At 65.0% G+C, this 20,064-nt stretch carries 15 protein-coding genes; 6 read left to right on the top strand and 9 right to left on the bottom strand.

Annotation, left to right across the window (positions count from 1 at the left end):
• Window positions 1–560: 560 nt before the first annotated feature.
• The 3 genes from AKJ09_RS26560 to AKJ09_RS26550 all read right to left on the bottom strand — a co-directional run bounded on the left by AKJ09_RS26560 (window position 561) and on the right by AKJ09_RS26550 (window position 4,610).
• The gene (locus AKJ09_RS26560; protein WP_169927880.1) at window positions 561–1,733 is read right to left on the bottom strand and encodes an FG-GAP repeat domain-containing protein; all 1,173 of its coding nucleotides are present in this window, start codon (window positions 1,731–1,733) and stop codon (window positions 561–563) included.
• Complete coding sequence (locus AKJ09_RS26555) at window positions 1,730–2,197, bottom strand: hypothetical protein (RefSeq protein ID WP_275936747.1); 468 nt, start codon at window positions 2,195–2,197, stop codon at window positions 1,730–1,732. Before AKJ09_RS26555 ends, AKJ09_RS26560 begins: the two co-directional genes overlap by 4 nt.
• Window positions 2,198–2,282: 85 nt before the next feature.
• A complete protein-coding gene (locus AKJ09_RS26550; RefSeq protein WP_169927879.1) occupies window positions 2,283–4,610 on the bottom strand; it encodes a DUF3857 domain-containing transglutaminase family protein in 2,328 nt (775 codons plus the stop codon).
• A 260-nt stretch (window positions 4,611–4,870) separates the two neighbouring features.
• On the opposite strand from AKJ09_RS26550, the gene AKJ09_RS26545 reads away from it, so the two are divergent.
• Window positions 4,871–5,902: a hypothetical protein gene (locus AKJ09_RS26545; RefSeq protein ID WP_146650464.1), complete on the top strand. Its 1,032-nt coding sequence runs from the start codon at window positions 4,871–4,873 to the stop codon at window positions 5,900–5,902.
• A gap of 61 nt (window positions 5,903–5,963) precedes the next feature.
• Here the strand turns inward: AKJ09_RS26545 and AKJ09_RS26540 are convergent, their stop codons facing one another.
• Window positions 5,964–7,244 (bottom strand): RCC1 domain-containing protein, encoded by a 1,281-nt coding sequence (locus AKJ09_RS26540; protein ID WP_146650462.1) that lies wholly within the window; start codon window positions 7,242–7,244, stop codon window positions 5,964–5,966.
• A gap of 622 nt (window positions 7,245–7,866) precedes the next feature.
• Between AKJ09_RS26540 and AKJ09_RS26535 the strand changes: the two genes are divergently transcribed.
• Window positions 7,867–8,733 carry an RICIN domain-containing protein gene (locus tag AKJ09_RS26535; protein ID WP_169927878.1) on the top strand — a complete coding sequence of 289 codons (867 nt, stop codon included), beginning with the start codon at window positions 7,867–7,869 and terminating at the stop codon, window positions 8,731–8,733.
• Window positions 8,734–8,784: 51 nt separating this feature from the next.
• On the opposite strand, the gene AKJ09_RS26530 is transcribed toward AKJ09_RS26535, so the two are convergent.
• A complete protein-coding gene (locus tag AKJ09_RS26530) occupies window positions 8,785–10,488 on the bottom strand; it encodes an alpha/beta fold hydrolase (protein ID WP_169927877.1) in 1,704 nt (567 codons plus the stop codon).
• Between the two features lie 60 nt (window positions 10,489–10,548).
• The gene (locus AKJ09_RS26525) at window positions 10,549–10,923 is read right to left on the bottom strand and encodes a MerR family transcriptional regulator (protein ID WP_146650456.1); all 375 of its coding nucleotides are present in this window, start codon (window positions 10,921–10,923) and stop codon (window positions 10,549–10,551) included.
• Between the two features lie 101 nt (window positions 10,924–11,024).
• Here AKJ09_RS26525 and AKJ09_RS26520 point away from each other — a divergent pair, with 101 nt between their 5' ends.
• Window positions 11,025–12,005 (top strand): aldo/keto reductase, encoded by a 981-nt coding sequence (locus AKJ09_RS26520; RefSeq protein ID WP_146650454.1) that lies wholly within the window; start codon window positions 11,025–11,027, stop codon window positions 12,003–12,005.
• 42 nt (window positions 12,006–12,047) lie between these two features.
• On the opposite strand, the gene AKJ09_RS26515 is transcribed toward AKJ09_RS26520, so the two are convergent.
• Entirely contained in the window at window positions 12,048–13,346 is a 1,299-nt protein-coding gene (locus tag AKJ09_RS26515; RefSeq protein ID WP_146650452.1) for a ferritin-like domain-containing protein, read from the bottom strand.
• 296 nt (window positions 13,347–13,642) lie between these two features.
• Here AKJ09_RS26515 and AKJ09_RS26510 point away from each other — a divergent pair, with 296 nt between their 5' ends.
• Together AKJ09_RS26510 and AKJ09_RS26505 are read left to right on the top strand one after the other, a co-directional pair.
• Window positions 13,643–15,199, top strand: a complete 1,557-nt coding sequence (locus AKJ09_RS26510) for an arylsulfatase (RefSeq protein ID WP_169927876.1) — start codon at window positions 13,643–13,645, stop codon at window positions 15,197–15,199.
• A gap of 161 nt (window positions 15,200–15,360) precedes the next feature.
• Window positions 15,361–15,876 (top strand): hypothetical protein, encoded by a 516-nt coding sequence (locus AKJ09_RS26505; RefSeq protein ID WP_146650448.1) that lies wholly within the window; start codon window positions 15,361–15,363, stop codon window positions 15,874–15,876.
• 272 nt (window positions 15,877–16,148) lie between these two features.
• Here AKJ09_RS26505 and AKJ09_RS26500 read toward each other — a convergent pair whose 3' ends face one another.
• Window positions 16,149–16,778: a hypothetical protein gene (locus tag AKJ09_RS26500; protein WP_146650446.1), complete on the bottom strand. Its 630-nt coding sequence runs from the start codon at window positions 16,776–16,778 to the stop codon at window positions 16,149–16,151.
• Window positions 16,779–16,852: 74 nt separating this feature from the next.
• Entirely contained in the window at window positions 16,853–17,953 is a 1,101-nt protein-coding gene (locus tag AKJ09_RS26495) for a hypothetical protein (RefSeq protein WP_146650445.1), read from the bottom strand.
• 91 nt (window positions 17,954–18,044) lie between these two features.
• Here AKJ09_RS26495 and AKJ09_RS26490 point away from each other — a divergent pair, with 91 nt between their 5' ends.
• The gene (locus AKJ09_RS26490) at window positions 18,045–20,009 is read left to right on the top strand and encodes a hypothetical protein (protein ID WP_146650443.1); all 1,965 of its coding nucleotides are present in this window, start codon (window positions 18,045–18,047) and stop codon (window positions 20,007–20,009) included.
• The last annotated feature ends 55 nt before the right edge of the window (window positions 20,010–20,064 follow it).

The raw sequence follows: 20,064 nt of genomic DNA, 5'->3' as shown, positions 1-20,064 counted from the left end.
GTTCCTGTTCATCGCTCTCGAGCTCGAACGCTTCTTCCGCGACCGCGCGGTGCGGGGCGAAACGAGCAGCGCGCCTAACCGTGGTCAAAAGGCCACCGTAGTGAACGGCATTGCGGCAGATCCGATTGCGGTGAGAACGAAACGGTCATCGGCCCGACGTCACCAGCGTGCACGGCCTGACGGGGCTGCGTTCGATCATCGAGTAAACTTGCTCGTATCATGACGACGAGCTTCGACGATTGCGCGACCCCGACGACCATGGCGGAGCTCGAGCGGCGGTACGGCGACCGAGCGTGGTGGCGTTCGTTGAAGGAAGCCCAATCGTTCAACGACGAAGCGACGTCGGTTCGATGGATCGACGGTCCCCTCGTCGTCGACGGAGACCTACGAACCGGCTCCGATCCATGGGCCGTCGTGGTCGATGGACCGCTCACGTTGAGCGGAACGCTGGAGTGCGACACGGCGGACGCGCGCACGAGCACACTCATCGTGACGGGCCCTGTGCGCGCCGCGAATCTCTTCTTCGGCAGAGCGAAAGGGGCTCTCGCCAAGGTGAACACTCAGAGTGAGTTCGGAATGACCGTGAGCGTCCCCGATCCCTTGTTCGTCAGAACGAGGTCTACGTATCCATTGCCGTCCATGTCGGCGGCGGCGATGGCGTTGAGGCCGGGGGCGGTGCCGGTCGTGACGAGCGTGCCCGCGGTGAACGTGCCATTGCCACTGCCGGTCATCGGATACACGCCGCCAGTCGTGGAGGAGCGTAGGAGATAGGCGTCGAGCTTGCCGTCGCCGTTGAAGTCGCTCGCGACGACACCGAGCGCCGAGTTGGTCACCGCGCCGGCGCCGGTCGCGGACTGCACGCCGGTCGCGAAGGTGCCGTCCCCATTCCCCTTGAAGAAGAAGAGGTACGCGCCCGCCGCGCCGTTGGACAGAATATCGAGTTTGCCGTCGCCGTCGGCGTCGCCGAAGGCGATACCCGCGGTCTGGCCGTTCACCGCATTCGAATAGGAGACCGGCGATGCGAACGAGCCATCTCCCTGGTTCAAGAGGACAGACACGCGTGCCGAGCTCGGGCTCGTCACCACCAGGTCGGGATGACCGTCGCCGTTCAGGTCGCGGCAACCGATCGTCGATTGCACGCCGCCGGTGCTCGTGATGGCCATGAGAACGGGAGCGTCGAAAGCGCCAGCGCCGCTGCCGAAGAGCACGCTCACCTGGTTGGTGACGACGCTCGTCGTCGCGACGTCGATCTTGCCGTCGCCGTCGAAGTCGGCGGTGCAGAGGTGGACGGACCCTGCGGCCCCCGTGGTGAAGCTCGTCGCCGCGCCGAAGGTCCCTGGCGCAGCCGCCCCGAGATTGAGATACACGGTGATGGTCCCGGTGGTCGTCGCGAGATTGGTCTGGCCGTTGACGGTGATGGCATCGGGCCAGCCATCGCCGTTCACGTCGGCCACGGCAACGGCGTTGCTGGAGAGCGTGGCCCCTGGGTAGTTCACCTCCGCGGCGACGGTGCCGTCCCCCTTGCCGGTGAAGACCGAGACCGAACCAAAGGGTGTCGTCGTCGAACCGGATTCGGCGTTCGCAACGAGGATATCGAGCTTACCGTCGCGATCGATGTCCGCGACGGCCGGCGCCAGCGGGTTGTGAGTCGCGGCGACGCTGATCGGTGGTCCGGGCACCTGGCCGGACGGCGAAGCCTGGCAGGCGCCATGCGTACAGATCTGCCCAGTCACACACTTGAAACCGCATCCATTGCAGTTTTGTTGGCGTCGCTCCCGAGGAGCGCCTCGCAACCGTCAGCGGAGTTCGTATTGCAGTCCCCGCGGCCAGCGACGCAGCTCGTGCACTGCGCTCCTTCGTAGGTCGCCGCGCACTGGCAGGTGTAGCTGTTCACCCCGTCGGTGCACGTGCCGCCGTTCTTGCACGGGTTGGCAGCGCATTCGTCGACGTTCGTCTCGCAGTTGGCTCCGCCGTAGCCCGCCGGGCACTTGCAAGTGTGTCCGCTCTCGGTATCCGTGCACGTACCGCCGTTCTGACAAGGCTTTGACGCGCAGTCCCCGCGCACGTGGCACGCGCTCGGCTGACCGGCGCACTCCCAACCCCTCTCCACGACGCAGCGCGAGGAACAGCCGTCGCCATTCGTCGTGTTGCCGTCATCGCAGCCCTCCGACTCGGCGACGGTACCGTCACCCGATATTGGGCGACCGCGCCCGTCACCCGCGAGCGCTGCCTACCTGATGTTGGATGCGGAAAGCTCTCTTCGCTCGAACGACGTCACGGCATCACGAGCCGGCCCTGTCGTCCCGCGGAGTGTCATCATCTCGAAGTAGCTCGAAGTAGCGCACGCGTGCTTGACCGCACGAGGGACACAACGCTCGTGCCGAAGTAACCCGTACGGCGCCGAATGCAATCGAGGCCCACGCGACCTGCGATGTCCCTTGCGGAGGCGCGTGACCACACTCCCACTTGCCATCGAAGACGCGTCGCTCGGCGTCGTGCCGCGAGGCGACGCGAATGGCCCGCGCGGGGACTTCGCCTGCGCTGCGAGCGCGGCGCCAGCGCCAACGCCAACGGCGGCCGGCACGGCGCGTTCGGCGGACGAGCACCACCGCCCCGACAATGAGCAAGCCGACAATCAAAACGACGTCGACGGCAATCGAAACCGCGGAGTGAGCGGGGTTCTCTTTGACGGGCTCGCCGATCTTCGGGACCACGAACCAATCGACGGCGTCCTGGATCTTGGACCGGGCGGCGACGTGCTCGGCGACCTTCTCGGGCGGCACCGCGTCCGTCAGCGCTCTCAGCTCGAATGTGAGAAGGAGCCCCTTCGGAAGCTTCTCGGAGTGACGCGTGAAAACGATCGAGCCATCGTTCACCGTGGAGTCGTCGAGCGGGCGGAGCTCTACGCCTTCGACCTCGATTTCGTGTCGAACGAAGAGCGGATATGCGAGGCTCAAAGGCGACGAGCGTCGTGTCGTTTGGGGGCGGCCCACGAGCGTCTGGATGGAGTGAGCCCAGACATCGAATCGACCGTTCTTGTCGTAGACGTGCGGAATCGCATAGAACTCACGTACGACGACGACGTTCGTGGCTTCGTCGTCCTCGACGACGAACGGGCTGCGCACGGCAACCGTCGGGAAGGCCTTCGCATAGAACTCGACGTTGGAGCGCTCGAGAGCGTCACGCGTGCGATTGGCGAGCGTTCGGCGCACGCCCGTCGCGTCTTCTCCGGTGTGTCTGGTGACGACGTCGAGCGTCGCCGACTCTCCGGAGACGTTGAACGTCTCGTGCACCGTCGTCGTCGGCTCGGTGACTGGCTGGGCGTCGATGCGAACCAGTCCCGTTTCCTCCGGCGAGGCCACCAAGGCTCGGCCGTAACGAACCGGCTCACGCCCGAGCGGCCCACGCTCGAACGAGTTCGTCGGGTCGACCCAAATCTCGCGACCATCGACGCGCAAACGGGCGATGACGTGATTGAAGGCGAACGGTGACGGCAGCTCTTCGTCGAGGTGCGCTTCGAGGTCGGGATTGACGAGCGCCGGCTGAGCCTCGATTCCCATCGCACGGAGCATCGCGACGAGCAGCGACGTCTTGTCTTTGCAGTCTCCGAACCTCTGCGCGAAGACGGAGGCTGGAGCGTGCGGACGATGCGAATGTTCGCCAAGCTCCATTCCGAGATAGCGCACCTCCGTCTGCACGAAGCGTAGCGCCGCGAGCGCTCGTGCTTCGGCTGTCGCGTGCGCGGAACTGATCTCTCGGATTTTCGCGAAGAGCGGGCCGTTCGTCGGGACGTCGAACGAGTAGAGCGTCGAGGCCCACCGCGCGACGTCCGCCCACGACGTGAACTCGCTGAGCGAAAGACCGATGGTCGGTGTGAACCAGGGCGGGGCATCATCGTCGAAGACAACGGCCGGGAGATCATGTGCCTCCCACGTGACTTCGGTGTCTGCGCCAACCTCGCGCGAGGTCGTCGGCACGGCGGTTCGAGACAGACGAAACGCGAGTGGACGCGACGACGGATACACGATGCGAGCGCGCCGGTATGCGGTTGGCCGAGACGAATCAAGCCTCCAGCGACGATTCGTGCGCCCGCCAAAGACCGGATTTTCACCGGCCACCGTCGCCTCGAACTCGACGACGTCACCAACGCGCACGTCGGCGAGCAGGAAAACGATCGTGCGTGTGCCATCGTAGATTTGCTCGTCCCGCGACGATTCGCTCTCGATGACCCGCACGGTGGCGGTCTTCGTCGCATCGATGCGTTCGTCACCGCGGAGAACCACGACGTGGTGCAACGTCACGCGCTCGTAGGCCGGATCGTACAAGAGCTCGAATTCGGCGGCGGAGCGCACGCCCGCTGGCGACGTCACCTTCCGAACTCGACGAATGTAGTGCTCCGCCGTCCTGCCGACACGCAGCTGGTCGTCGATGACGAGATCGGCGATTCCCGCCTCACTGCTGCTCGTGCTTGCGGGCGTCTCCGCACGAGGCGCGCCAGAAGACGGAGAAGAGGGAGTGACCCATGAAGGAGTCGGCGCCGTGGCGTACTCGCGGGGTGCAGCGATCGCCGTGGGCAGAAGCGACGCTTCGATGACGAGCGCGAGCAACATGCACGACGCGAAACGCCACGCGCGAAAGCCGGGGCCTCGCGCAACACGCGAATGGGGTGCAGCGCGTAGGTCTGCACCACGCGCTGCTCGGGTCGGCGTTCGTGCACCTACGGCCATCGGTTGCGTCATCGAGAGCGATGACACGACTAGCAGAAGAGACTTCGCAGAAACCACAACGACCGCGCCCGGGTCATCGCACGCAGCGCGATCTGGGACGACGGGATCGGTCTCCACGTAGAAATTCGGGTACACTCTGGCGCGTGGTGGCCAACTTGCTTCGTCGCTCGTCCTTCGCGTTGGCGGCGTTCACCGTGCTCGCGCTCGCGCGCGTGCAAGCTGGCTGCAGTCCGTTCGGCGCCTCGGACGGGACTCCGAGCTCGGATGCGTCGACGACGAACTCCGATGCCTCGAGCGGCAGCGATGGTGGCGGCACGACCGACGCCACCTCGACGTGTGGCGCGGATTTGACGTCCGACCCGCTCAACTGCGGAGCGTGCGGCAAGAGCTGCGAAGGCGCAGCATGCACGGCGGGCGTGTGTGCGCCCGTGCTCATCGCATCACAGTTGCCCGGCAAGCCCGTCGGCATTGCCGTCGACGACAAGGAATACTTCGTCGTGATCGACGGTGTGGCCGTCCTACGCAAAGCGAAGGATGCCGCGCCGTCGGTTTCGGCGACGCCGCTCGTGGCCGCGCAAAAGGGAGCCGCGTACATCGCCATCGCCGCGGGAAAGGTCTGCTGGACGAGCTCGCTCCACGTGGAATGCGCTCCGTCCGACGGCTCGGCGAGTCCGACCGAGTACACGCCGTTCAACACGGCGACCTTCCGCGGTATCGCGACGACGCTGGACCTGATGTATCTCGCGAATACGGAACAGCAGGAGGTGCTCGTCGTCCCGTACGGTAAGGCCACCCAGGCAACGCTGAGCGGTTTTGCAACGGGCATCGAAGGTCTTGCCCTCGACGCGGCGGAAAACCTCTACATCACGACGAGCTCGGGCGTCCTGAATCGACGTTCGGTCGTCTCCACGAAGACGGTCCCCGAGACCGTCGCCAAGGGCTACAACGCGCTCGCCGGCGTCGCGGTCGACGAAACGTACGTCTACGTCGCCGAGCAGCCCGACGCGGCCGGGCGCGGAACGATCTGGCGACGACGCAAAGACTCGAAGGACGTGGCCGATCGCGGTGAGGCCTTCGTGTCGAAGCAGGGCACGCCCACAGGCCTCGCGGTCGACGCGAAGTATCTCTACTGGACCGACGCGGCGACGTCCGAAGTCTGGCGCAAACTCAAATAGACCATATCCCTCGATTGGCTAGAGCAGACGTCACGAGAACACCTGCTGACGGCGACGAGAATCAAGGCAGCCCCTGGACTCGGACAGGCTTCGTGGTCGGCTCCTCCGAGACGCGGTCGTCACCGAGCTCTGCGCCGAGATCGTCGCCCCAACATTCCATGTGTCCGTCGGCGAATGCGGCGCATACGGAGAGCGACGAAGCTGCGATGAACGTCGCGCCCGCGAGGTCCGTGACGGAAACGGGCGCGGAGCGGGTGTCAGTGGTTCCGTCGCCGAGCTGTCCTTTGCTGTTGTCTCCCCAGCATGAGACGGCGCCGCCTCGTCGTGCGCACGTGTGATAGCGGCCCGCGGCGAGCTGTGACACGCCACTGACGTTCACCGCTTGGAGGCTCGTCGTCCGCGTTGGCTTGGTGTCGCCGTTACCGAGTTGCCCAAGGTAGTTGTAACCCCAGCAGCTGACGTTTCCTCCTGCGTGCACGGCGCACGTGTGCTTGCTGCCGGCGATGAGATCGACAGCGTCTGCGAGACCGTCGACTTCGGCAGGCGAAGGAAAACCGGTATCTTCGATCTTGCCGTGACCGAGCTGGCCAGAGTCGTTCGCGCCCCAACAGAGCATCTTGCCGGGCGAGCCGACGAGCGCGCACGTGTGCTTGTCACCCGCGGCCAAACGTGTGGCGCCAGCAACGCCCTGAACCACGGACACGTCGCGAACGTCGCCGAACGTGGCCGAGCCCACCTGCCCTGCCCCGTTGTCTCCCCAACACGCGACGGTTCCATCGCTACGTCGCGCGCAGGCGTGGTCCGTGCCGAGCGCGAGCTCGACGACACCGCTTTCGAGACCAACGATCGGCTGTGGGGTCACGATGCAGACCGAGTCGATCTGCGAGTCTCCGCAGGGCGTGGTCGCCGCGGTCCCTGCTTGGCCGTGATCATCGTCACCCCAACACCAGACGGCGCCTCCCTTTCGAATCGCGCACGTGAAGCGATCGCCTGCATCGATCGCGATGGCGTCCGTCACTGTCTCGACGCGCGTCGCCACGTGTTTCGCACCGTAGTCTCCACCGAGCTGGCGATAGGCGCCTTGGCCCCAGCAATAGATCTCTCCCGTCTTTAGAAGCGCGCAGGTGTGGTAGCGACCACCGGTAACTTGGACGATAGGACCTTCGCCGGTCGGCGCCGGATCTCCCGGTTGCGCCCCGCCCACAGCCCCCGTCTGTCCCGAATCGTCGTTCGAGCTCTGTCCTGATTCGTTTGGTTTGGACGAGTCGTCGTCCGACGAACATGCGATGGCTCCGATGAATGGCAGCGCCATCACGACGAGTGCGAAGGGCCGGGTCGACATGCCTCGACTATAGGCCGACCCTGCCCGGCCGCGCCCTGTACGATTGCGCGCCGAGTGTGCGCCACCGTACACGGCACGTTTGGAATTGGCTCCTCCCGATGCCGCGATGCCTCTACAGCGATTCTCACTTGCGTGGATCGATCAAGCTTGATCGACCTGTGATTCCGCTTCACGCGGACGCGTTCGCCTTCCCGTCGGCGGACGAGGGTACGATCCGACCTGGCCGGCGCCGCTCTACGCGTATGCCCGTAAGTGGAGGGACTGACGAGGTCGTGTCAGCACTGTCGAGCGGGCACGGGCAAAGCTCGGACGTACCTATCCCAATCTCGCGTCCGAGGGAGGAAACAGGCCGCCGCGTGATCTCGATCACATCCCCTGTGTCGCGGTACGAAGACGATGCGACCGCAAGGTGTACGGTTGCGCGCCCGAGCCGAACGATACCGCTCGAACGTCGTCGCCCGTCGACAAGGCATTTCCTTTGTGAGAGGCTGCCGGCCTAATTGAAATGAACGTTCGGTCCTCGATGAGACGAGCCGAACGCCGTCGACTTGCCGACCTGTTGACGTGTCGGCGTGTCGACGTGTCGACGTTGAACGTCGGAATCCGAAACGAGGGGGACTTGATGACGATTACATCGAAGGCATCTTCGCTCGCATTTTTGGCACTCCTGACGGTCGGCGCGACGTCGAGCTGTGCGAGTGCCGATGGCGGCGACGAGTCGACGGATGGCACCGTGAACGTCGACATTCCATCGGCAGGCGGCATCATCCAACCAGCGATCGAGTTGACGTCGCCGGCGTCGCCGGCGAAGAACATCTCCTGCGCCGAGACGACGAACGGTCGCTGGTGTTTCTCAGGAACCGGTTCGAGGAACCTCCCTGTCTACGTGGGCGGCACGACCGGTCTCGATCGCACGAACACCGTCGCTCGCTGGAACTTCAATGGCGGGAACTCAACGATTCAGCACCCCATGATTACTTGGGTCTTCCCCCCTATGGGCTCCTTTGGGCCTCCACTCTCCGTAGACGTGCATTGGGTCGGCGCGAATCAAGATATTCCGTGGCAATCGATCGTCTTGGAGTCGAGCAACGTTCCGGGCGGATCGGCCCTGTGCCTGGACGTCCAGTGGGGCTCCGCCGCAAACGGGACGCCCGTGTGGCTATGGCCCTGCACGGGCAGCGTCGCGCAGCAGTGGAGCTACAACTCGTCGACGCGGCAGTTGACGGCCATGGGCAAGTGCCTCGAATTCGCGGCGCCCGTCGTGCAGGGTTCCCAACTCCAGATATGGGACTGCAATGGCTCGTTCCAACAGAGATGGAGCGTCGTCCCCTACGAAGACGGTACGTGGGGCTTCAGCCCCGTGGCGTTTGCGAACTTCGTGGGATTTCGAATGGACCTCGTCAAAAACGTCGCAGTCGCTCAACAACCGCTTTGGGCGTGGCCGACCAACAGCTCCTCTGCCCAGAAGTTCCGCTTCTACACGCGATGAGGCTCCGCCCCCGTCTCTCCCGCATGGCGGAGCCACGAAAGCCGCGACGCTTCACGCCGAGCGCGTGCTCTGGATGAAGCGGCGATGCGCGCGCTCGTCCCACGCACGGCGCTCGGCGCGGAGCGCGAAGAGCGGGATGTCTCGCACCATGACCGTCTCTTTCTGGGCCGCTGCGTGGACGCGGCGCTTTCGTTTCTCGGGGCTGAAGATCTCCGAGTCTCCGAACGCGGCGTAGTTGCAGAACGCGGTGCACGCATAGAGCGCGCGGCGGGCGCCGACGTGAGCCGCGGTGAAGTCGGCGGTCACAGGCGTGAAGGCAGGGTTGAGCACCAGGTCGACCGGCGGCTCGGAGTTCCTCAGCTCCACGAGCAAATCGAGATCGAGGAAGTCTCGGCAGATCGCGATCGCAATTCGGCCGAAGCGGGTCGACGCCACGACGGAGACGTACGGGGCGGGCGCCTCAATCGGCTCCGTGATCGTCTCACCTCCCCAGGACATGGTCGCGGGGATGTGCTTGCGCTGCTGCCAGAGGACGCCCTTCGGCCCGAACACCTTGCACACGTTCGCGCGTGTGATCTCGTCGTGGTAGCCGCCGACGACGATGTGCATATCGTATCGTCGCGCGAGACGGTCGACGGCGGTCTCGAGCTCGCCGAAGTTGAGGTCGACGCTCATCTCCGGGAGGAGCAGAAGACCTACGCCGAGCGTGGCGGCCCGGCCGATGACGCGCTCGATCTTCTGCTCCACGAACGGCAGGCGGGACGCGGGCAGGCGTAGCAGGCCGCTCGCTCCGGGAGTGAAGATGTCGTCCGGCTCGCCGATCTGCGCGAGGCCGATGCGATACTGGGCGACCTCCGCCGAGTCTCCGACGTCGTAGTGGAGAATCTCGTATCGTCGCGACGAAGGCGCCGGCGCCCGCGTGGCAGCGGCCAACTCGCTGGCGCGCGCGCCAGGGACGAACTCCTCGACGAGCTTCGCAACCGCCTCCCAGTCGCCAAGCCAGGGAGGATGGATGTCTCCGTCGAGGAGCACCAGGCGCGCGCCAGGGATCTTCGAGGCGAGCTCGATTCCGAGCCGGCTGGCGATGGCGCGATCCCCGCGCCGGTGAATCACGAGCGTCGGCGCACGGACCGCCGGCAAACGGCTACCGACGTCCCATTCGTAGATCGACGCGAGCAGCTGCGCGGCGACGGCGCCGGAGGCCGCCTCGCGCTGGAAGCGCTTCAACTTCACGTGGTACGTCGGGTTGTCCTCCGGAGGGACGAAGATCGTGGCCATCGCATCTGAAGCAAGCCCCCAGCTCGCGCGTATCAGCGAGACGAACGACTCGCGAACCGGTGCGCGCGCGATGGCGGCGCCGGACTCGTAGGATCCATAGAGCACGAGCCGCGTGACGCGCTCGGGGTGCGCGGCCGCGTAGGCGATCGAGAGCGGCCCCCCTTGCGAGCTCCCGAACAGAGCGATGGGGCCCTTGGTGACCTCGTCGACGACGACCTCGAGATCCGCGAGCTCATCGGCGAGCGAGAAGTCCTCGCGCTCGCGCTCCGACAAGCCGACGCCGCGCTTGTCGTAGAACACGAGCTCGTAACGCGAAGCGAGCCGCTCGAAGAGTGGGCGCATTCCGAGATCGCTCCACTGCAGCTCGAGGTGGCTGATCCAGCCGGGCGGCACCACGAGCACCGGGCCCGCGCCCCACCTCAGGTAGGCGAGCCGATGTCCGCTTCGACTTCGACAGAACGCGACGCTCGGAATCATCGGAACGAGCGGCCCGATGCATCTCGCGCGCCATCCCATGCCGTACTGCGGCGGTTGCGGTTAGCTCGCCTTCGCCGTGCGCTGTGCGTAGAAACGGATCTTCTTCCGGATCATCTCGAGGTTCGTCGTGAGGACTTCGATTCGAGATTCCACGTCCTTGCGATGTTCGTCGAGAAGGCGCTGGCGCGCGACGATCGTGCTGTCGCCCTTGCGAAGGAGCGAGGCGTACTCCTGCATGCGACGGATCGGCATTCCGGTGGCGTGCAGCTTGCGCAAGAACTCGACCCAGCGCACGTCCTCGGCGCGGTAACGGCGATGGCCGCTTGCGGCGCGCGGGACGCCGCGAAGCAAGCCGATCCGCTCGTAGTAGCGGAGCGTATGGGCCGTGACACCGGTCTGGGCGGCCACATCCTTGATGGAGAATGTCTCGGTCACGCCCCGGAGCATAGAACTTCGAGTGCACTCCAAGTCAACTCCAGCCGTAGGCGACAAACGGCCTTGACTTCGAGTGCGCTCGAAGTCGTATCCCTGAGTGCATGAAGACACGAAAGCTCGGAAATCTGACCGTCTCGGCCATGGGACTCGGCTGCATGGGCATGAGCGAGTTCTATGGCCAAGGTGACGACGCCGAGTCGATCGCCACCGTTCACCGTGCGCTCGAGCTCGGCATCACCCTTCTCGATACAGCCGATGCCTATGGTCCCCACACGAACGAGATGCTGGTCGGCCGTGCCATCGCCGGCAAGCGGGACAAGTTCATCGTCGCGACCAAGTGCGGGATCGTTCGCGACCCCAACGATCCCATGCGACGCGGGATCGACGGCACGCCGGAATACATCAAGAAGTCGTGCGACGACAGTCTCCGGCGCCTCGGCATCGACGTCATCGACCTCTACCAGCTCCATCGCGTCGACCCCAAGACGCCGATCGAGGAGAGCGTGGGAGCGATGGCCGACCTGGTGAAGGCCGGGAAGGTGCGCGCAATCGGCCTCTCGGAGGCGAGCTCGGAGACGCTGCGACGAGCGCATGCCATCCATCCGCTTGCGTCCGTGCAGTCGGAGTACTCGCTCTGGTCCCGCGATCCCGAGGATTCGGTTCTCGCGACCTGTCGCGAGCTCGGGATTGGCTTCCTCGCCTACAGCCCGCTGGGGCGCGGCTTTCTCACTGGCCAGATCCGGCGCTTCGAGGACCTTGCTGTCGACGACTATCGCCGGAATTCGCCTCGATTCCAGGGCGACAACTTCCAGAAGAACCTCGATCTGGTGCAGACGATCGCCTCGCTCGCTGCAGAGAAGAACACGACGACATCACGGCTCGCGCTCGCGTGGGTGATGGCGCAGGGAGACTTCATCGTGCCGATCCCCGGTACGAAGCGGCGTAAGTACCTCGAAGACAATGCCGGTGCCGACGACCTCGTGCTCACCCACGACGATCTCGCGCGCCTCGACGCGGCACTGCCGAAGGGCGTGGCCTCGGGCGAGCGCTACAACGAGGTGATGATGAAGACCATCCAGTAGCCCTCCGTTGGCGCTCGCCCGCTACGCGACGGACCGAACGTGTCAGGCGGCCAGTGTCACGAGAGCCGGCTCGAGCCGCGCCAGAAGCGAGCGCATCTCCGCCGGTGAGGGAAGGCCGAGGACCGCCGAGCTGAATCCGCCATCGAGTGATGCGGCGAGCTCAGCGACGGCTGAGGTGCGTGCCTGCCTCACGCGGGCGCGCGCGTCGTCGTCGAGCAGGCGCTCGAACCACTCGGCAGCGTCCCACGCGAGCGCTGCGTGCTCGGTCTCGTCGCGGGCGATGATCTCCATCTCGCGACGCACCTCCGGGTCGGTCGCACGCGCCGCTTGCACGGTCGCGAGAAGCGCACCGAAGGTCTCTCCGACGCACCCTTCGCGCGCGTTCTCTTCGGCGATCTCGGCAAGAGAGCGGACCGGCAACTTCCCGACCATCGGCCGCGTCACCGTTCCGCCGAATCGCTCGGCGAGCCGCTTGGTCGCGCGTGCGTGCCGGACCTCGTCACGTGCCGCGAGCTCGGCGCGGGAAACGAGAGCCGCCGGCGCTCCGTGGGCGCGAAGCTCACGCGCAAGACGACGGAATGCCGGCACGGAGGCGGCTTCGAGCTCGGCGGCGACGGCGAGATATTCGCCAATCGACGCGGCCCGTGTGGGAGTCGGCGTGTAGCCTTCAGGGCGGCGGCCGAACCTGCACGTCGGGTCGCCCTTCTCGGCGATCTCGCTGGCAACGACCTCCATGACACCGTCCGGTCGGACGCGGACGACGTTGTCGAGGACATCGCCTCCGCAAGTGTCCCCCGTGCTGGTGTAAAACTCGAAGCTGTCGCCGCGCGATCGCGTGTTCGGGACATAGCAGTGGAGACTTTGCGCGCTGAACGCGCGGAGCAGCAATGCCGCGTCCTTGACGTTCTCGAATGGAGCGAGGAATCCTCGAAGCTCGTCGCTCGTTTGGATGGCGCCGACCTCGTCTCCGCGTGTGTAGACGAGGTAGTGCTTCACGAAGGAAACGATGTCGGCTCGCTCCGACTTGGGGAGGTCGAGGCTCGCCATCGCGGTCTCGCAGCGGGCCTTGTCGGTCGCCGTCAGGCACTTCGTTCCGCGCCGCGCGAGCCTCTTCGGTGGATCCTGGGGATGTCCACCGAGGACGACGCTCGACAGCTCGAGGTAGTCGACCGGTGCGCTCGGAGTCACCCCCTCGAGCAAGTCCGTTTTGCAAACATCGGTGGTGAAGTCGGAGGCTCGGATCGAGTCCTCTTCCACACCGCCACCACACGCACCGACGGTTGCCACGAGGCCGAAGAAGAGCGTCCGCAAGTGCCCTGCACGCACCGAGCGATCTCGCATGGCCGCCCAACATACTGCGGCGACGACTTGCACGGACCGAGAATCACCTCGAACGGCCTCCGGACTTCATGTAGGCGAGCCGGCCTCGGCCTCGCCTTCGACAGAATGCAACGCTCGCGAGCGCGCGAATGCATCTCGCGCGCCATCCCATGCCGCGCCGCTTGATGTCACGCCTGTGCCCATCGATCACGTGCACGACGCGAGCTCGTCCGCGGGAGAAGCAGAGAACACGGTGGGCCGAGCAGCGGTCAGGCGGCTCGACGGATGCAGTGCCGCTGGGACACTGGAGGTCCGGCATGACGAGCAAGAAGCACAACGGTGGGGGTAACGGCGGTGGCGCGCGACCGCCGAATATCGTCTTCATCATGGGAGACGATATTGGCTGGTTCAACATCGGCGCCTATCACCGTGGAATGATGGCCGGCCGCACGCCAAACATCGATCGTCTCGCCAGCGAAGGGATGATCTTCACCGACTACTACGCCGAGGCGAGCTGCACGGCGGGGCGTGCCAACTTCATTACGGGCCAATTGCCTATTCGCACGGGCCTCACGACCGTCGGTCAGGCCGGCGCGGCGATCGGAATTCCGAAGGAGGCACCGACCATCGCGACGGCTCTCAAGTCGATGGGCTACGCGACAGGTCAGTTCGGCAAGAACCATCTGGGGGACAGGAACGAGTACCTCCCCACCGTGCACGGTTTCGACGAGTTCTTCGGATATCTCTACCACCTCGACGCGATGGAGGACCCCGAACATCGCAATTACCCCAAGGACCTGCACGACAAGGTCGGGCCGCGCAACGTGCTCCACTGCTGGGCAACGGACGTCGACGACGCGACCGTGCAGCCGCGCTGGGGCAAGGTCGGTAAGCAGAAGATCGAAGATGCGGGCACGCTCTACTCGAAGCGGATGGAGACGTTCGACGACGAGATCGTCGACCACACGTTCCGCTTCATCGACCAATCGGTAAAAGACGGAAAGCCGTTCTTTGCCTATGTGAATCCGACGCGCATGCACATCGTCACGCACCTGTCCGAGAAATACCAGAGCATGCGAACGGCCGAGAACGGCTGGTCACTCTACGAGGCGGGCATGGCGCAGCTCGACGACGTCGTCGGCGCCATCATGAAGAAGCTGGACGACGTGGGCTTGGCCGACAACACCATTGTCGTCTTCACGACGGACAACGGCGCAGAGAACTTCACCTGGCCCGATGGCGGACAGACGCCGTTCGCCGGGGCGAAGGGAACCGTGCTCGAGGGCGGCTTCCGCGTACCGTGCGTATTGCGCTGGCCGGGCAAGGTTCCGGCGGGCAAGGTCGAGAACGGCCTCATGTCCGGCCTCGATTGGTTCCCGACATTCGTCGCCGCCGCCGGGAATCCGAAGATCGTCGAGGAGCTCGTGAATGGCAAGGAGCTGATGGGCCGCCGGTACAAGGTCCACCTCGATGGCTACGATCAGCGCGCGTTCCTCGCGGGCAACGGCCCTTCCAAGAGGAACGAGATCTACTACTTCGCCGAGGCGACATTCGGCGCGGTGCGGATCGGCGACTACAAATATCGCTTCATCGACCAACCCTCGGGCTGGCTCGGTGGAACCGTCACGGTCGATTGGCCCCTGCTGGTGAACGTTCGTCTCGACCCCTTCGAGCGAACGGGTATCAACGGGTCGCTCAACAACTACCAGTGGACGGCCTACCAGTTCTGGCGCTTCGTGTTCGTCCAAGACGAAGTGGCGAAGTTCGCCCAGACGTTCATCGACTTCCCGCCCATGCAGCCCCCCGCCTCGTTCAATCTCGAGGCCGTCAAACAGCAGGTCGTCAAGGCGATCCAATCCCAGGCCGGAGCGTGATTCGGTGAGCGCGGCGGCGCTGCCGTCACTGTCGGTTGCTCTCGACCGAACGTGACCATCCGCCGCGCTCGGCTCGTCCCCCTCCGCGGCCTCGAACACAGGCTGGCGCGTTAGGCGCATCCACTTGAATCCGGGGCGCAGCTAGGCTCCTTTGTTCGACGATGTCCGGCTCGCGCCTCGTCAGGTTCCTTTCGTTCGCACTCGTCGGCTCCGCCCTCGGATGCGCCGGTCCGGCGAAGACTCCAATCCATGAATGCGCAGCAAAGCAGGCTCTCGAACACTACCGCGGCGCGGATGCCGTCACACTTCCGGTCCGCTTCGAGAACAACATGGGTCCCCTGTTCCACCTGGCCGACGTCCGCATCACGGTCGACCGCCAATGCGTGCCGCTTCAGTCGCCCGCTGAGCTCATCGCAGGCTTCGCTGCACATCGACCGCTGATGCTCAATCTTTCGCTCCAGCCCGGAGTCCCGCACAAGATCGCCATCGTCGCCGAATTCAAGGGCGGAAATGAGTATTCGGGGTACCGGTTCGCGGTGAGCTCGATGCATCGAATCGCAGCTGACGAGCTGAAGTCAGAACTGGTCGTTGGCAGGTTCCATGAGGAGGGCGACCGCCCCATCGTGGAACGACCGACCTTCACGTGGACCGGGCCCGGCAGCAGCAGCTCGGACTGACTGCATGACGACGGCTCCCTTAGTGCCAATGCCGTTCGGATAAGCAGAATTTTCACAGGAAGGTCGGAAGATCGGAAGGTTTTACTATCGCCCCGCGTAGAGCGCCCCAACTGCGATTGCGAGGGAATTGAATGCCCCGATGCCGACGCGGCGAGGGGCGATTTGCCCGTTCTCCGCCCCAATAACTTCCGCCCTTCCGCCCTTCCTGTGAAAAATCTCGGGGGAATCCGTCGGTATTTGACGACTGCCTGTTTATCCGAACGGCATTGCCTTTAGTGCGCAATCACGACCGCGTTGCTCGGCACACGCTGCCACTCGACGGGTGCGTCGATGGCCATCACGCGAGCGTCGTCTTCCGGACGGGGCACGACCCGCTCCGCGCTCGTGCCGTTCGTTACGTTGAGCTGCCCATCCAGGCTCACGAGAACGTAGCGAGCCCCTTTGGCTTGAGCACCAACCTCGTCGCGGCTCGAAGCGTTGAAGTCTCGATAGTAATCCACGGAGGCCCCCGGCTGAACGTTGGTCAGCTTTCCGGCACGATAGTCGGCTTCAATCGCCGCCTTCGCCTCCGCGCCCAAAGGCGACACGACCAAACGGCGCTCGTCGGTCACCGTCCGGTGAGACTCGTCGGAAGCTCCCCATTGATTGGGGAAGAAGACCTCGTTGTAGTTGCGCAGATCTACCCCGACCGGCGCATCGCTCTTGTTCGTGATCCGCACGTGGACGAAGAAGTGCGCGGCCCCAGGCTGCTCGAAAAGCGCACGCTCGACACCAACGTCGACGCTCGCTCCGTGGGCGACGGATACCCAAGTCGAAGGAGGAACCTCGGGTCGCTGCGGCGGGCTCGCGTTCGAGCATCCGACGATCATCAACCCAAGGACGACAATCGAACGTCTATTCATGTCTCTTCCTTGGCCCCTCCACTGTCAAACGTCACTCCGGCAGTCCGCGTCCGCGCGGGCGGCTGGGACTCCGTTCAATTGTCGGGCACGCACACGTAGGTTGGCCCGCTGCAGTAGGTCGAGCCGCGCGCCGTCGACCCAGCGGGGCACGCCGTACTGAACTTGAAGGTCGTCCCCGTCGGCAACGACGCGTTCACGCACATCTGTCGCCCGTCGCTGCAGGTGCCGATCGACCGAAAGCCCACGCCACAGCCTCCATTGTTGCTCGTCGTGTCCTCGCAGGTGTGCGTCGAGAGCTTGCAGAACTTGGTGGACGCGCACTCGCTGTGGTGTTCGCAGCCCGCTTTGCAGAGACGAGAGACCGGATCACACCATTCGAAGTTGCCACATCCGGTGGTCGCGCAGTCCTCGACGCAAGTCGCTCCGTTCAAGGCGAAGCCCGCGTCGCACTGAATTCCGCATTTCGTACCGTCGCAGGTCGGTTTGCCGTGCGTGACCGTCGGACAGGGCGTGCACGACGAACCGCAGGTCTCGGGCGCCGTGTCCAAGGCGCAAGCCGCGCCGCATTTGTGGGAGCCCGTGTTGCAGTCAATCTCGCACGCGTCCTTGTAGCAAGACACCGTCGCGTTCGCCGGCGTCGGACACACCGTGCACGAGGCTCCGCAGGCGGTCGTGTCCCTATCGGACTTGCATGCGTCACCGCACGCATGAAACTTGGCATCGCAAGTCACGGAGCACGTTCCCTCGTTGCATGCGGCGACGCCGTTCTCCGGCTTCGCGCAGTCGTCCGCCGAGCGGCATCCGTCCTTGCAGATGCGAGCGGCAACGTCGCAGAAGCGGCCCTTGCTGCATTCCTCGTGCTTCGTGCATCCGACTTTGCACGAATTCGTCGCGAGGTCGCAGTAGGACTCGACCGGGCACGGACAAGTCTTGGGAAGGTCCACGCACGCACCGTCGGAGCAGACTTGGTTCGGCCCGCAGTCATTCGCGCACTTCCCAGCGCCCTCTTGCGGCGAAGAAGGGTCGGATGCCCCTCCGTCTCGCGCCGTCTCGTCCTCACCGCCCGCCGGCAAGGAGCCTCCCGATGCACCACTGGCACTCGGAGTGCCAGATGAACAGGCGACGATGCCCGCGGCCGCGAGGACGAGCGCAGAGAAGGCGTTCTTGAGATGCATGTCGTGAGTTACGGGCGCGCATCGAATTCCTTCCCGCGGTCGCGGGGCGACGTGAGGAAGTTTATGGCGAACGACCTCGTACTCAAAGTCGATGAAGAAGCTTCTCTCGACGTTCTTTGGTGGAAGCTCGATGGTCGCGATGACCATCGTCGCCGCGTGCTCGAGCGGCGCGGTCAACAACGCCGCCGATGGCACGAGCGATGGAGACGGCGGCGCGGCGCTCGGCGATGGCACTCCAGATGCCAGCGGCGATGCGGATCCCTACGCGACCTGCAAGGGCGTCGACTTCGAGAGTGATGGGACGTATGACGTCGACCTCCAGGCCGTTCACGTCGGCGGGCGCGTGACCGTCGATGGTGCAAAAGCGGACGCCACGCATGCGGGGCGGATCACCTTTACGGCCAGCGCGGCCAACGGGGCCAGCGGACGGACGAGCGCACCGATCAAGGCCGACGACCAGTACGAAGCCACGCTGGCCCCAGGGACCTACGACATCGGCTACGAACCGGATACGCACGGCTGCATGAACGGAGGGACTCCCGGCGCTTGGCCGTGCAACGCGCGCGTCCTCCAGAAGGGCGTTGTGCTCACGGCCGACGGCGTCTTCGACCTCGATCTGACGACCGTGCTCGTCGAGGGCAAGATCACCCTCGAGGGCCACGCTTTCCCTCCCTTCGGCCCCATCCTCACATTCTCGGAGACATCCGGTGCGTCGGCCGTGACGATTCCAGCGCCCACGCAGAAGTACCAGGCGCGCCTTTTTCCAGGGACGTACGATGTTGGATACGCACACGCCGGGCCCGCATGCGACACGTTCATGCCGTGCAACAGCGGAGTCATCAACCCCGGCGTGAACCTCACGAAATCGGGCGTGCTCGACGTCGATGTGCCGATGGTCGTCGCTCGCGGCAGCGTCTCGCTCGACGGCACGAAGATGAGCGGTACGACGCGTGGTGGCTCGGTCACTTTTTCGTCCTCCCCGGCAAAGACAGCAGCGAAGAACCTCTGGGACGGCGCGTCCGCCTCGATCGGGACCGACGGCAACTACGCCCTCGCGCTTCTCCCTGGAACGTATGCGATCGGCTACTCCGGCGTTCCAAACGCCCCCTCGGGCTCGCCCCTTCCCCGTAGCGGGGGCATCGTCCTTCCGAGCGTCCCGATCTCGAACGACGGTACCCTCGACGTCGACGTAAAAACCGCCAGCGTCAACGGCAAGGTGACGGTCAACGGCGCCCCCATTCTCGCGAGCGAGAGCGCGGCTCTTTCGTTCACCACGACAGGAGGGGAAGCGAACATTTCGATTCTGCCGAATGGCACGTACTCGGCGATTCTCGTGGTTGGCAATTACGACGTAGGCTTCGCGCCTTCGAGTTGCACCACGAATGGATCCTTGCCCTGCAACGGCGGCAAACTCAGGACGGTCTCGCTGTCTCACGGAGGCGGGGCCCTCGATATCGATCTTCCGGTGGTGACCATCGAGGGCAAGGTGACGCTCAACGGCGGATCGCTCCCGGTCGACGCAACTGCGAGCATCACGTTCGCCCCGCCAGCGAGCAAGCCGAGTCAACCGATAGACCCGAACGACCCGAGCCAGCGAGGGGAGCCAAGCGCTTCCGCCGTCTTCGTCGACATCCTACCGGACGCGACGTACACGACTCGCCTTCTGTCGGGGACCTACGACGTCGGATATGGAGGCGCAGCCTGCGACGACGCGGCCATGCCGATGCCCTGCAACGCAGGAACACTCCGAGGGTCCGTCTCGCTGACGAACAGCGGCGCACTCGACATCGATATCGCTTCGGCGAGGGTAAATGGACGCGTGACGCTCCGGGGTACCGACGTACCCACGAGTACGACGGATCGCGGAGCTCTCTCGTTCGTCGGGAAAGCGCACGGCACCGCAACGACGGCTTCCTTCCCGCCCAGCGGGCGGATCACCTACGACACCCATATCCTGCGGGGCGCCTACGTCATCGTGTACGCAGCAGACACGGCCTGCAGCGAGCAGCCGTCCTCCCTGCCGTGTACCGGCATGGTCGTGGCCGGCTGCAACTGATTCTCCGATGCCGCGCGACTTCAACGAGGGGGACCTCGCTCCCGAGGGCTCAAAG

The organism is Labilithrix luteola (assembly GCF_001263205.1).
Taxonomy (GTDB): domain Bacteria; phylum Myxococcota_A; class Polyangia; order Polyangiales; family Polyangiaceae; genus Labilithrix; species Labilithrix luteola.
The sequence above is the reverse complement of the archived record's forward strand: the minus strand, read 5'-3'. Positions and strand labels throughout refer to the sequence as shown.